The 13053-nt window shown below is 45.2% G+C and carries 14 protein-coding genes; all 14 read left to right on the forward strand.

Annotation, left to right across the window (positions count from 1 at the left end):
- Window positions 1-46 precede the first annotated feature (46 nt).
- The 14 genes from gmd to ACZ44I_RS03450 all read left to right on the forward strand — a co-directional run bounded on the left by gmd (window position 47) and on the right by ACZ44I_RS03450 (window position 13021).
- Complete coding sequence (gene gmd / locus ACZ44I_RS03385) at window positions 47-1093, forward strand: GDP-mannose 4,6-dehydratase (RefSeq protein ID WP_464548754.1); 1047 nt, start codon at window positions 47-49, stop codon at window positions 1091-1093.
- A gap of 17 nt (window positions 1094-1110) precedes the next feature.
- Window positions 1111-2211, forward strand: a complete 1101-nt coding sequence (locus tag ACZ44I_RS03390) for a hypothetical protein (RefSeq protein WP_464548752.1) — start codon at window positions 1111-1113, stop codon at window positions 2209-2211.
- Window positions 2212-2335: 124 nt separating this feature from the next.
- Window positions 2336-3286 (forward strand): GDP-L-fucose synthase family protein, encoded by a 951-nt coding sequence (locus ACZ44I_RS03395; RefSeq protein WP_464548750.1) that lies wholly within the window; start codon window positions 2336-2338, stop codon window positions 3284-3286.
- Window positions 3283-3462, forward strand: a complete 180-nt coding sequence (locus ACZ44I_RS03400) for a hypothetical protein (RefSeq protein ID WP_464548748.1) — start codon at window positions 3283-3285, stop codon at window positions 3460-3462. The genes ACZ44I_RS03395 and ACZ44I_RS03400 overlap by 4 nt, the downstream gene beginning before the upstream one ends.
- 99 nt (window positions 3463-3561) lie before the next feature.
- Window positions 3562-4974 (forward strand): AAA family ATPase, encoded by a 1413-nt coding sequence (locus ACZ44I_RS03405; RefSeq protein WP_464548747.1) that lies wholly within the window; start codon window positions 3562-3564, stop codon window positions 4972-4974.
- A gap of 370 nt (window positions 4975-5344) precedes the next feature.
- Window positions 5345-5635: a hypothetical protein gene (locus tag ACZ44I_RS03410; protein WP_464548745.1), complete on the forward strand. Its 291-nt coding sequence runs from the start codon at window positions 5345-5347 to the stop codon at window positions 5633-5635.
- Window positions 5636-6077: 442 nt separating this feature from the next.
- A complete protein-coding gene (gene pseB / locus ACZ44I_RS03415) occupies window positions 6078-7079 on the forward strand; it encodes a UDP-N-acetylglucosamine 4,6-dehydratase (inverting) (RefSeq protein ID WP_464548743.1) in 1002 nt (333 codons plus the stop codon).
- Between the two features lie 86 nt (window positions 7080-7165).
- Window positions 7166-7849, forward strand: coding sequence for a pseudaminic acid cytidylyltransferase (gene pseF, locus ACZ44I_RS03420; RefSeq protein ID WP_464548741.1), 684 nt, complete (start codon window positions 7166-7168; stop codon window positions 7847-7849).
- 8 nt (window positions 7850-7857) lie between these two features.
- Window positions 7858-8793, forward strand: a complete 936-nt coding sequence (locus ACZ44I_RS03425) for an SDR family oxidoreductase (protein ID WP_464548739.1) — start codon at window positions 7858-7860, stop codon at window positions 8791-8793.
- Window positions 8794-8833: 40 nt separating this feature from the next.
- Window positions 8834-9910: an N-acetylneuraminate synthase family protein gene (locus ACZ44I_RS03430; RefSeq protein WP_464548737.1), complete on the forward strand. Its 1077-nt coding sequence runs from the start codon at window positions 8834-8836 to the stop codon at window positions 9908-9910.
- A complete protein-coding gene (locus ACZ44I_RS03435; RefSeq protein ID WP_464548735.1) occupies window positions 9903-10448 on the forward strand; it encodes a GNAT family N-acetyltransferase in 546 nt (181 codons plus the stop codon). Before ACZ44I_RS03430 ends, ACZ44I_RS03435 begins: the two co-directional genes overlap by 8 nt.
- A 43-nt stretch (window positions 10449-10491) precedes the next feature.
- Entirely contained in the window at window positions 10492-11193 is a 702-nt protein-coding gene (locus ACZ44I_RS03440) for a formyl transferase (RefSeq protein ID WP_464548734.1), read from the forward strand.
- Window positions 11186-11875, forward strand: a complete 690-nt coding sequence (locus tag ACZ44I_RS03445) for a PIG-L deacetylase family protein (protein WP_464548733.1) — start codon at window positions 11186-11188, stop codon at window positions 11873-11875. The genes ACZ44I_RS03440 and ACZ44I_RS03445 overlap by 8 nt, the downstream gene beginning before the upstream one ends.
- Window positions 11876-11896: 21 nt before the next feature.
- The gene (locus ACZ44I_RS03450) at window positions 11897-13021 is read left to right on the forward strand and encodes a class I SAM-dependent methyltransferase (protein WP_464548731.1); all 1125 of its coding nucleotides are present in this window, start codon (window positions 11897-11899) and stop codon (window positions 13019-13021) included.
- The last annotated feature ends 32 nt before the right edge of the window (window positions 13022-13053 follow it).

Consider the following 13053-nt stretch of genomic DNA (forward strand, 5'->3'; position numbering starts at 1 on the left):
TACCTCTGCATAATTTCCATTACCAATACTGCATTGAGGAATAATAATGACAAAAAAAGCATTTATCACCGGCATCACCGGTCAGGACGGCTCATATCTCGCAGAACTCCTTTTGCACAAGGGATATGAGGTGCATGGCCTGGTTCGGCGATCATCGACATTCAACACGAGCAGGATCGATCCGATCTATGTGGATCCGCATGATCCGGACGCCCGCCTCTTCCTCCATTTTGGGGATCTTGCCGATTCAGAACAGATCTCAAATATCATCTATAATATCAGGCCCGATGAGGTCTATCATCTCGGCGCCCAGAGCCATGTCCGGGTGAGTTTTGATACCCCTGAGTATACCGGTAATGTCACCGGACTCGGCACCACCCGTCTCCTCGAAGTGCTCAGGCGGAGCAACAATGATGTCCGGTTCTACCAGGCATCCTCAAGTGAGATGTTTGGATCAGCAAAACCCCCGCAGGGTGAGGAGACACCTCTCTGCCCCCGGAGCCCCTATGCCTGCGCCAAGGTCTATGCGTACTGGATGGCGAAGAATTACCGGGAGGGGTACAATATGTTTGCCTGCAACGGAATCCTCTTCAACCATGAATCCCCTCGCCGTGGCGAGACTTTTGTTACAAGGAAGATCACCCGTGCGATCGCAAAAATCCTTGCTGGCAAAGAACAGTACCTCTACCTCGGAAACCTTGATGCCCGTCGTGACTGGGGTTTTGCGCCGGAATATGTCGAGTGCATGTGGCGGATGCTCCAGCAGGATCATCCAGATGATTATGTCGTCGGCACAGGCGAGACCCATTCGGTACATGAATTCCTTCATGAGTCATTTGCCTATGCCGGGTTGGATGTGGAGGAGCATGTCAGGATCGATCCCCGGTACTTCCGGCCGACCGAGGTCGAGGTGCTGATTGCCGATCCCAAAAAGAGCGAGACGAAACTTGGCTGGAAGCCGAAGGTGACATTCCCGGCCCTTGTCCGGATCATGGTCGACTCGGATCTCCGGGCTGCCGGGCTTGAGCCGATCGGGGAGGGCGACGAGATGATTGCCAGGTTCTTCCCCGAGAAGTGGTGGCGGGCTGACTGAGATCGCATGAAGATTGCATGAAAGCACCTTCGATCTGCTACTTTGTGAGCGATTACGGGATGGGGCATGCAGCCCGGAGCATCGCCGTCATCCGGCGGATACTGGCAAAATGGCCTGATGCCAGGATTACGGTAAAGACTGATGGTCCACATGATTTTATGCAGACGTCCCTGCCATCATGTACCCATAGCAGAACGAAAAATGATATCGGTGTCGTGCTCGATACAGAACGGCCAACCGTCAACAGGGAGGAGACAGCAGTCCTCTTATCTGACTGGATCCGATCCTGGGATGCGTATATCAGCCGGGAGCAGGAGTTCTGCAGAAGTGAGGGGATCAATTGCATCATCTCGGATATTGTCCCACAGGCATTCCCTGTTGCCAGCAGGCTTGGGATCCCCGGGATTGCGATCTCAAACTTCAGCTGGCACTTTATCTTCAGTTCACTCTTTGGAGAGACTCCTGAAGTGAAAACACTCCATGGTGCCTATGCTCTTGCCGATACTGCACTGATGCTCCCTTTTCATGAGCCGATGGAGATCTTCCCGGTAAGAAAGGAGATCGGGCTCATCTCCCGTGAGGTGACGATCTCCTCAGATCAGATCCGTGAGCAGCTTGGCATTGGCCCCGATGAACCGCTCATCTACCTCAGCACCGGGGGCCGCCTCCACCCGGCTGTCCTTAAGACTGTACAGGACGCCATTGATGCCGGAATCCGGGTGCTCGTCTCCTCACATGCTGCGAGCGGACTTCGCGGTGTTTGTGTAATCCCAAACGATGAGATGGAGACACAGAACTATCTGGCAGCATGCAACCTGATCGTCACCAAATGCGGATACAGCACCATCTCCGAGGCGGTTTTCGCCCGCGTCCCCCTTCTGCTCTACAGAAGAGAGGGTTTTTCTGAAGATCCGGCCCTCATATCGGCGGTGGCAGCTCGCGGCTATGGCCGGGAGATTCTTTGGGAGGAACTCTGTGCTGGTACCTGGTGGCGGGAGTGTATCGGATCAGATAAATATGGATGGATGCAAACTAACGGTAATGAGACGTCCTCATCAGGGATTCCTGCATCCGGTGCAGATGATGTTATTTCAGTACTACATGATTTCTTCGAGTAGGTTGTTTTAGGTTGAGATGTCAGAAACCGGGAGGAAGAAGATGATGGTAAGAGAATTCGGGTTAGAGGATGCCGGTGGAACCATCAGGGGATAGTATGATTGTGGTTATGATTGGGGTTGCAAGATGACATTCTGGGAAGGTAAACAGATCCTCCTCACCGGTGGCGCCGGATTCCTCGGCAGCTATGTTGTTGAGCAGCTTGGAAAACACGGTGTGTCGAGGGATCAGATACAGATCCCCCGGAGCAGGGAGACTGATCTCCGGATCTTTGAGAACTGTGTTGATGTTGTGTCCGGGTGTGATATCGTCATCCATCTTGCCGCAAAAGTTGGCGGCATCGGCTTCAACCAGGAGAACCCTGCCACCCTCTTCTATGATAACGCGATGATGGGCATCCAGCTGATTGAGGCGGCACGGCAGGCAGGCGTCTCGAAGTTTGTCACCGTTGGGACAGTCTGTGCATACCCGAAGTTCACACCTGTTCCCTTCAGCGAAGATGATCTCTGGGACGGCTATCCCGAGGAGACGAATGCCCCGTATGGACTTGCAAAGAAGATGCTCCTTGTGCAGTCCCAGGCATACCGGCAGCAGTATGGATTCAATGCGATCTATCTCCTGCCGGTGAACCTGTATGGGCCCGGCGACAACTTCGATCCCGCAAGCTCGCACGTGATCCCGGCCCTCATAAAGAAATTTGTTGAAGCAGAACAGGATGGACGTGACGAGGTCGAAGTCTGGGGCACCGGGGCGGCCTCCCGGGAGTTCATCTATGCAGCAGATGCCGCCCGTGGGATTGTCCTGGCAGCAGAACAGTATAACAAGCCTGACCCGGTGAACATCGGATCCGGGATGGAGATCTCAATCCGGGATCTTGTCGACCTGATCGTCGAAGCCACCGGCTACTCCGGCCAGGTCCGCTGGGATGCCACCAAGCCGGACGGCCAGCCCCGGCGGTGCCTGGATACGAGCCGGGCAAAACAGGAGTTTGGGTTTGCAGCTGAGATGGCGTTTCCGGAAGGTATTCGGAGGACTATTGAGTGGTACCGGGAGCAGCTGGCGGGGAAGATGGTTTGAGCTTCCTAACATTTGGTGGCAACTACACATACGATCAGATCACCGGGGTCGCCGAGCGTGTCAACACACATGCTTTCATCACCTCCCTCCGTGACGGCTACGACTCAATCGTCGGCGACCTGGGGGTGACGCTCTCCGGAGGGGAGAAGCAGCGGATTGTGTCAATGTCGGTTTAATTTCCCCACTGTCGTCGGTTCATCATTCTCCCTCACCCCCCAATTCACTTTCACGACGCACGGTTCATCCATTATTACCTGGACAGCGTTCTTTATGGTATGAAATCAGAAAGCAGTTCGCAGATTGTCTCACGTAACTTCACCTTTTCCGAAAAACCGCTCTTTAAGGACGCCGATATCCTCGAATGCGACCACATCCCCGACCAGGTGCTCTTCCGCGATGCCGAGCTCGAGGAGCTGGCATTCCTGATCAGGCCGGGGCTCCGGGGGCAGCGGCCGGCGAACATCCTCTGCCGGGGGCTCCCCGCCACCGGGAAGACGACCTGTATCCATCACCTCTTTGCCGAACTCAGGGAGGTCTCACATACCCTGATCCCGGTGTACGTGAACTGCCAGCAGAACAGATCAGCATTTGCAGTCTTCTCAATAATCTACCGGGAACTGGTCGGCCATGCCCCCCCGAGCTCCGGCATCCCGCTCAGGCGGCTGATGGATGCTGTTGCAAAGGCGCTTCAATCAAAGAAGGCGATCCTCCTGGTCTGCCTTGACGATATCCACCACCTGATCCATGAAGGAACCGATACCCAGATCCTCTCCTCGCTCCTTCGGATCTATCTCGACTATCCCGGCTGCCGGGCCTCGGTCATCCTGGTGGAGAGCGATCTCGCACTCGATATCTCCCGCAGGCTGGATCCATCGGTCTTCTCAAGCCTCTGCTCAGAAGAGGTCTTCTTCGCCCCCTATTCAGCCGCCCAGATCCGGGGCATCCTGAGGGAGAGAGCACGGCAGGCGGTCTATCCGGCGGTGATCTCACCGGAGATCCTTGATCTGATCACTGATATGACGGCATCAACAGGGACGGGGGATCTCCGGGTGGGGATTGATCTCCTGAAACGCTCCATCCTCAGGGCAGAGCGAACCGGGCGGCCGGCCGTCACCGAAGAGGATGTTGCCGCCGCCTTTGGGGATGCCCGCACAACCCACCTCCGGGGCCTCGTCTCGGTCCTCACCGAAAAGGAGCGGAGGCTCCTCTCGGTGATTGCCGGGATGGTCGAGGAGGGAGAAGAGGCTGGCAGGAAGGAGTATGGGGAGCCGGTGCCCCCGACCTCGGGGAGGCTCTATTCCCGGCTCCTTGAGGTGATGGCAGCCGAGCAGTCGGAGGAGCAAGAGCGAGCCATGGAGCAGGGAGCGATGGGGCAGGTAGTCATGGAGCAGCGAGACGGAGAGCCGGTGGCATGTGCCGAGCCCGAACCGGGATATTCCACTGACAAAGGTCCAAACGGAGAGGTTGGAAAGGATGGAAAAGATGGCCGGAGGGAGGATGAACTCCATCATCCCGCCCCCCGGCTCCCCGCACCCACCATCTCCTATACCTCCTTCTACGAGCAGCTCAGATCGCTTGCCACCTATGCTCTCATCAGGATCTCGGTTAGGCAGGCGAAGGGGAGGACGAGCGAGATCACGCTCCGGTACCCGGCGGCTGATGTGAAGAGGATCTGTGAGGGGAGGTGAGGGGGGTGGGACGAAGGCTCTATGCCACCCTCTTCATCATCTCTTTCAACTCCACTGATGAGGCTGTTGCACGAACTCCTCACACATGAACGATCAAATTAATGCTTCAATATTATATTTATTATGTATGGAAACAACAAACCATTATGCCTGAGAACTATAATCACAGATATTTTCCCCCCACACAGAAGCTTCTCCTTCCGGTCGATATGATGGATTGGCTCGATGACAATGATGAAGTCTTTATTTATCACGAGCTCTTGCAAAACCTCGATCTCAGCACATTCTATACGAAGTATCGGGAGGACGGGATAGTATCCGTAATCCCCTGTAAATTTAATTAAGGCTCTCTCCATGGAGAGAACAGAAGATGAGCGATATTTCAAAGGACTGTATGTATCCCCATGAACTGCAACGGATCTGTTGGGGCCACAGCACATTGGTACCATGCATTGCTGGTTTAGTCGCTGCATGGGCAGACGCGCACCTGAAAGAAAGAGGTGAGTGGATGACCAAAGAGGCGGTAGCAAAACAGATTATGGGTGCTAAACTGGTCACGGAGGCAGGAAAGAAGCTGTATGGAATGAGAAAGTATATGATCGAATCAATATATGGGATTATCAAAGAGAACCGGAAGTTTTGTGCGTTTCTTACCTGTTGATTGGATGGTGTCAATTGTGAATGGACACTTGTGAATCTGGTGCACAATATAAAACTGGGTATCAGGAAAGGGATAGGATCGTTCTTGAACCAAAGACATTCTGGATTGAACCAAAGACATCCTGGAGGTGGCGTAGCGATAGCTGGGTTATAGGGGATAATTTCAGAGAATGTGGATTAATGTGGATTGTGTGGCAGAGATATAGAGATCCTTTTAGTGGAAAAAACCTGTATTGAGAGGGATTGAGGTGTGAACCAGGAGAGCAAATTGAGATAGTGTTGAATGTCACACTGACGATAAAGGTGATGAGGGGTGAATATTGTTCTCAGAAATGATGATTTGAGGATGGGGATACAGCCTCTATTTTCCCTCAAGAATTATTGTTAAGGAGATACAATGATAGAAGTAACCTGTATCTCAATTATAACTGGATGTAATACTCATGTTCACCAACAAATCAATCCTCATCACCGGGGGCACCGGCTCCTTCGGCAAGCAGTTCACCAAGACTATTCTTGAGCGATATGATCCAAAGAAGGTGATCATCTTCTCCCGTGACGAGCTGAAGCAGTTCGAGATGAGTCAGGTCTTCGACCAGGACTGCATGCGCTACTTCATCGGCGATGTCCGGGATCGCGACCGCCTGACAATGGCGATGCGGGGAGTGGATTATGTCATTCACGCTGCCGCCCTGAAGCAGGTGCCTGCGGCTGAGTATAACCCCATGGAGTGCATCAAGACAAATGTCTATGGTGCGGAGAATGTGATCCACGCGGCGCTTGCCAATCAGGTGCTGAAGGTGATAGCGCTCTCGACCGATAAGGCGGCAAACCCGATTAATCTCTATGGCGCAAGCAAGCTCGCCTCGGATAAGCTCTTTGTAGCGGCAAATAATATCGCCGGACAGGATCCGACCCGGTTCTCGGTGGTGCGCTATGGAAATGTGGTTGGATCACGGGGATCGGTCGTGCCGTTCTTCAAGAATCTCATCCAGAATGGCACAGATCATCTCCCAATTACTGATGAGCGAATGACCCGGTTCTGGATCACGCTTCAGCAGGGGGTGGATTTTGTACTGAAGGGCTTTGAGCGGATGCAGGGAGGGGAGCTCTTTGTGCCGAAGATTCCATCAGTTCGGATTGTTGATCTGGCGACTGCCATGGCACCGGATCTCCCCAAGCGGATCATCGGGATCCGGCCCGGGGAGAAACTGCATGAGGTGATGTGCCCCGGGGATGATTCGCATCTCACGCTTGGGTTTGATGATCACTATGTGATCCGGCCAACAATCCAGTACTCCTACAAGGTTGATTTTACGACAAACAAGCTGGGAGAGACAGGCAGTCCGGTTGATCAGGACTTTGAGTACAATTCAGGGAAGAATCCGCATTTCCTCACGATTGATGAGATTAAGCATATCAATCATATCTCAGGGTTAGAATGATCCCATACGGACGGCATTAATAAAGATGAATGTGATTATATGTTATTAATATAAAAATAAATTATTTATTTGGTTCAGGTGCAAATATGAGACTTGCAGTAATCCCCGCTCGAGGAGGTAGTAAACGAATACCTCATAAAAATATTAAAGATTTTTGTGGTAAACCGATACTTGCCTGGTCAATTGAAGCTGCACTGGGTAGTGGTTGTTTTGATAAGGTAATTGTATCCACAGATGATATTAAAATTGCTGAAGTAGCTCGTAAATATGGAGCCGAAGTTCCGTTTTATCGCCCACCTGAATTATCAAACGATTATATTGGGACGATCCCCGTCATTCACCATGCAATTGATTGGTATTTGGAACACGGTATAGAATTTGAACAGGTGTGTTGTATTTATGCAACGGCCCCCTTTGTTACCTCACTAGATCTTCGAGAGGGGCTAGCCCTGTTACAGAGCAATGCATGTGATTATGTTTTTTCTGTTACAAGTTTTCCATTTCCTATTCAACGAGCTATCAAAATAAATGATAATAATAGAGTTGAAATGTTTCAACCTGAACATTTTAATACCCGTTCACAGGATCTTGAGGAGGCATATCATGATGCTGGACAGTTCTACTGGGGTAACGCACAAGCTTGGAGGGATGAAAGGATTGTATTTTCAGAAAGAGCTATCCCGTATATTTTGCCTCGTTATAGGGTGCAGGATATAGATACACTAGAGGATTGGTTGCAAGCAGAACGTTTATTTGCGGCATATCATTAGTTTTGGCGATGAACTTATTCAACGTGAGAAAAACAATGAAATTATTCATTACAGGGATAGCAGGATTACTGGGAGGAAATATTGCATATTTGCTCTCTGGATGTCATCTTATTGAAGGAATTGATCGCAATCAAATCGACATTCCATCAGTCCATATTCATAAGATTGATCTACGCAATTTTGAAAAATTAGCAGAAATTATCAAAACATGTAAACCTGATGCTGTTATTCATTGTGCAGCGGCAACTAATGTTGACTGGTGTGAAGAAAATCCTGATGAAGCATTTGTTTTGAATACGGTTATTACGAAAGAATTAGCAACAATTTGTAATAATTATAATATTCAGCTAGTATTTATCTCGTCTGATGCGGTCTTTGATGGTTTTTCGGAGGATCTGTATATTGAAACTGATCCAGTTAATCCATTGAATATTTATGGTAAAACCAAGGTTGAAGCTGAGAATGAAGTCCTCAAATATCAACATAATTTGGTTATAAGAACGAATATATATGGTTATAATATGCGTCAAAAATTGAGTATTGGGGAATGGATACTTAATTCCTTAAAAAATGATGAAATCCTGACTTTATTTAATGATGTGTATTTCTCTCCGATTCTTGTGAATGATTTAACTTTTATAATCGAAAAAATGGTTGAAAAGAAAGTTCATGGGCTTTATCATGTGTGTGGAACAGGATCAATTTCTAAATACGAATTCGGAAAAAACCTACAGAAAACCTTTGATATTCAAACTGGAGAGATTATTATGGGTTCGGTTGAGGATTTTGCCTTTAAGGCATGTAGGTCGAAGCATATGGGTATGAGTAATGAAAAGGTAAAAAAAAGCCTGAATATATCAATTCGATCCCCATTAGAAAGTCTTCAGGAATTTAAACGCCTTTATGATTCTGAATACGAAAAAACAATAAAATGTCAACCATGATCCGTTATGATGAATACTATTGGGAGAATATAGTGATATTATGAATCAACCTGTAATTACGCTTGGTAATAAAAAAATATCTCATAATACTCCTCCGTACTTTATTGCTGATATTGCAGCAAATCACGATGGAGATCTGGATAGGGCTTTGAAACTTATTGAACTGGCCAAAGAGGCTGGTGCAGATTGTGCAAAATTTCAAAATTTTTCAGCTCCAACAATTGTGAGTAAAAGAGGTTTTGAATCAATTGGAAAAAAGCTCTCTCATCAGTCTTCCTGGAATAAATCTGTGTATAATGTGTATCAGGATGCGAGCATACCTATTGAATGGACACCTTTATTAAAAGATAAATGTGATGATGTTGGAATTGAGTATCTTACTACACCCTATGATCATCATTCAGTAGATGCCACAGATCCATTTCTCAATGGCTATAAAATTGGATCAGGGGATATTTCATGGATAGATTTTCTCGAGTACGTTGCAACAAAAAATAAACCCGTTCTTCTCGCAACTGGGGCTTCAGCGATTGATGATGTTGTCCGTGCAGTAAATAGCATTTTAGCTGTTAACCCTTTATTAATTCTTATGCAGTGTAATACAAACTATACTGCAAATCCAGAAAACTACAAATATGTTAATTTAAATGTGCTGAAACAGTATCGAATATTATATCCTCAATGTATACTTGGTTTATCTGATCATACCTTTGGACATGCCACTGTATTGGGGGCAATTACTCTTGGTGCTCGTGTTATCGAAAAACATTTTACTGACGATAATTCACGTACAGGTCCTGATCATAAATTTTCAATGAATCCAGCTACCTGGCGGGATATGGTAGACAGGTCGACAGAGTTATTTATGTCACTTGGGGATGGTAATAAAAAAATTGAAGATAATGAACAAGAATCGTTCATTGTCCAGAGGAGGGGTTTGTATTATAAACAGAACCTTGAGGAGGGTCATATCCTCTCATCAAATGATGTAATTCCACTTCGACCATTCAAAGAAGAAGGAATACATCCTTATCAATTAAATGATATTGTTGGTAAAAAACTCAATCAGAGAGTATATGAAGATCAATATATCACTTGGAGTGAATTAGATGATTAAGGGAGAGAAAATTTATCTTGAAGCAATTGAAAGGGATGATTTACTTCAGTTAAAAGAATGGAGGAATCTTCCTGAAATTAAGATGAATTGCCGGGAATACCGGGAAATTAACACTTCAATGCAAGAGATTTGGTATGAATCGAGAGTTTTAAACGATCCATCAACTATAATGTTTTCCATAAAGAATATTGAATCCCAGGAGTTGTTGGGCAGTTGTGGATTATGTTATATTAATTGGGTTCATCGACATGCAGAAATATACCTTATCATCGGTTGGAATGGATCATATATTGATGATTGTGGCTATGCACAAGAATCAAGTAAATTATTATTAGATTATGGTTTTAATGAACTTGGTTTAAATAAAATTTGGGTTGAAGTTTTTGATTTCGATAATAAAAAAAAGAGATTTTTTACTGAAGCAGGTTTTAAAATAGATGGAACTTTAAGAGATCATCATTACTTTGAAGGTTTATGGTATAATTCTATAATATTTTCTTTATTAAGCAAGGAGTGGGTAAGTAATAGTTTAGTATGATTTTTATTTTAATCGATAAAATGATTAGATTGGGAGTATATACATGAATAGTGATTTAAAAAATAATAATATTGTTGTCGCGTCACCTCATTCTCGTAATGATATTCTGGAAAACAACCTCCGTGATTATTTGAAGAACTATTATATAATCCGTCTACGAACTCCTGAAGAGTTAACAATAGAGAAAATTAAAAGAATAAATCCAAAATTCCTTTTTTTTCCTCATTGGTCATGGAAAATCCCTGAGGATATCTATAATGAATATGAATGTGTAATTTTTCATCCAACTGATCTCCCATACGGTCGTGGTGGAACCCCAATACAAAATCTCATTTTATATGGCCATCAAAATACGCAAATATCCGCATTAAAATGTATCGAAGAATATGATGCCGGTCCGATTTATTGTAAATGTCCTCTTTCCCTCCACGGTACTGTTGAAGATATCCTTCAACGTGCTTCATCGATTATTGAAAAAATGATTATATATATTATACGTCATCATCCTCGGCCAGTAGAACAAAATGGAAAACCAGTAATCTTTAAACGTCGAAATCCAAGTGAAGGTAATCTATCAGAATTAGATGAATTAAATCTGGTCTATGATTATATTAGAATGCTTGATGGAGATGGTTATCCAAAAGCCTTTTTAGAAACAAGTTTTTTCCATTTCGAATTTTTTGATGCAACAATGTCTGAGAATGAGATTAGCGCCAAGGTTTACATCAGGAGGAAAGATGACTAAAACGATTGCAGTTATAGCTGCTCATCCAGATGATGAAGTCCTTGGGTGTGGTGGAACCCTTGCCCGATTGGCAATTAATCATAATATTGTAATTCTTTTTATTTCGGAAGGGGAAACAGCACGAGATAGATTTTATAGCGATGTAAATATTGATCGTCTTGCTGCGCGTAATGCTGCTTCAGAAAAAGCCTGCAAGATTCTTGGATGTAGTTCTGTCACAGCATTAAATTTTCCTGATAATCGATTGGATAGCTTTGATCGCCTTGATATTATCAAACATATCGAGGAATTTATTGCTCAGCATAGCCCTTCAATGGTTTTTACACACCATGCCGGAGATGTCAATATCGATCATCGGATTGTGCATGATGCGGTGATTGCGGCATGCCGCCCCCAACCGGGGTGCCCAGTGAAAGAGTTGCTCTTCTTTGAAGTGCCATCATCAACAGAATGGAGACCCTCCTGTTCTGATCAGATGTTTGCCCCGGATGTATTCTATGATATAACTGGCACTCTTCCCACAAAACTGGATGCTTTGCAGGCATATGAAAAGGAATTACGGCCATTTCCCCACCCCCGCTCTCTAAAGGCTGTCGAGGCCCTTGCCACCTGGAGAGGTGCAACTGTCGGAGTAGAAGCTGCTGAGGCATTTATGATAGGGCGGATTGTATATAAATTATGAAACATTCGATGGAGAATCATTATGAAAAAACAATGGGTTAGGACAACACCCTTTGAACCATCTAATTCGAATCAAGATGAATCATGGGTATATTTGGATTCTGAAAGTGAACAAAAATTTGATGTTAATGTACAGTTTAATAAACCAATTGATATTACTTCTTTAAAGATTAATATTTTAAAGACGTTCTCTGAAAATGTAAATCAAATAAGAATAACGAGATCCTCTCTTTTTGGTGATAAAACTGATATGTATCAGGTTGAATTTTGCCCAATTTGTAATTCTTGTGTTTCTAATTCTCGAGAAAAAATGAATATCTATGGAGCTGTTTATGTCCAATGTTCAATATGTCACCATATTTTCCTCAAGGAAAGACCGTCAAAAGCGGAGTTAGATGATTTCTATTCCAAGGATCTGCATTACCAGAGGACTTATTCAGATAAAAAAACATTAGAAACTCGAATTGCTCAGGTTGCACAACCAAAAGCAATTTGGGCAATACAACAATTCGAAAGAATTTATGGAAGAAAACCAAGCTCTATTTTAGATGTTGGAGCTGGAAGTGGTCATTTTGTTCAGGCATGTCGAAACTTGGGTCTCAAAGCTGAAGGAGTTGAGATTAGTGAACCTGGCAGGATGTTTTGCAAAGAAAACTTTGGGTTTGATTTGATCAATGTTGATTTTCTTGAGAAATATAATATATTTTACGATTATGAACTAATTACCTTTTGGGGAGTCATTGAACATGTGCCAAATCCATTAGATATGCTAAAAACCGCTTCCATGCTACTATCTGGTAAAGAGGGACTGTGTATTGCAGAAGTACCTCGATGGAATAGTTTTAGCACTACAGTTCAGAGTGTTTTTTCTGATAGTATTATTCGGCATCTGGATCCACTGGGTCATATTCATTGTTTTACCGATTCGTCTTTATCAACAGCATTTGTAGACAGCAATTTTGATATTATTGCCGCATGGTATTTTGGCATGGATGCTTATGAATTAGTTACTCAATTGACTCATAAGTTGGGTGATGATTCTGTAATACAATCCCTGCGTGAATTCATCCCACTATTTCAAAACACATTGGATATGGCTCGATTGTCAGATGAAATGGTAATAGTGGGAAAGTCAAGGTTTAATTAGTTAACGCATGTTTTAGATCTAATAAGATGGTA

The organism is Methanocalculus pumilus, from assembly GCF_055382585.1.

Excerpts from the sequence above, each read along its gene's own strand:
- ACZ44I_RS03445 (WP_464548733.1), top strand. The coding sequence starts at position 11,186 with ATGACTAAAACGATTGCAGTTATAGCTGCTCATCCAGATGATGAAGTC.
- ACZ44I_RS03395 (WP_464548750.1), top strand. The coding sequence starts at position 2,336 with ATGACATTCTGGGAAGGTAAACAGATCCTCCTCACCGGTGGCGCCGGA.
- ACZ44I_RS03425 (WP_464548739.1), top strand. The coding sequence starts at position 7,858 with ATGAACTTATTCAACGTGAGAAAAACAATGAAATTATTCATTACAGGG.
- pseF (WP_464548741.1), top strand. The coding sequence starts at position 7,166 with ATGAGACTTGCAGTAATCCCCGCTCGAGGAGGTAGTAAACGAATACCT.
- ACZ44I_RS03435 (WP_464548735.1), top strand. The coding sequence starts at position 9,903 with ATGATTAAGGGAGAGAAAATTTATCTTGAAGCAATTGAAAGGGATGAT.
- pseB (WP_464548743.1), top strand. The coding sequence starts at position 6,078 with ATGTTCACCAACAAATCAATCCTCATCACCGGGGGCACCGGCTCCTTC.
- ACZ44I_RS03430 (WP_464548737.1), top strand. The coding sequence starts at position 8,834 with ATGAATCAACCTGTAATTACGCTTGGTAATAAAAAAATATCTCATAAT.
- ACZ44I_RS03410 (WP_464548745.1), top strand. The coding sequence starts at position 5,345 with ATGAGCGATATTTCAAAGGACTGTATGTATCCCCATGAACTGCAACGG.
- gmd (WP_464548754.1), top strand. The coding sequence starts at position 47 with ATGACAAAAAAAGCATTTATCACCGGCATCACCGGTCAGGACGGCTCA.
- ACZ44I_RS03450 (WP_464548731.1), top strand. The coding sequence starts at position 11,897 with ATGAAAAAACAATGGGTTAGGACAACACCCTTTGAACCATCTAATTCG.
- ACZ44I_RS03390 (WP_464548752.1), top strand. The coding sequence starts at position 1,111 with ATGAAAGCACCTTCGATCTGCTACTTTGTGAGCGATTACGGGATGGGG.
- ACZ44I_RS03440 (WP_464548734.1), top strand. The coding sequence starts at position 10,492 with ATGAATAGTGATTTAAAAAATAATAATATTGTTGTCGCGTCACCTCAT.
- ACZ44I_RS03405 (WP_464548747.1), top strand. The coding sequence starts at position 3,562 with ATGAAATCAGAAAGCAGTTCGCAGATTGTCTCACGTAACTTCACCTTT.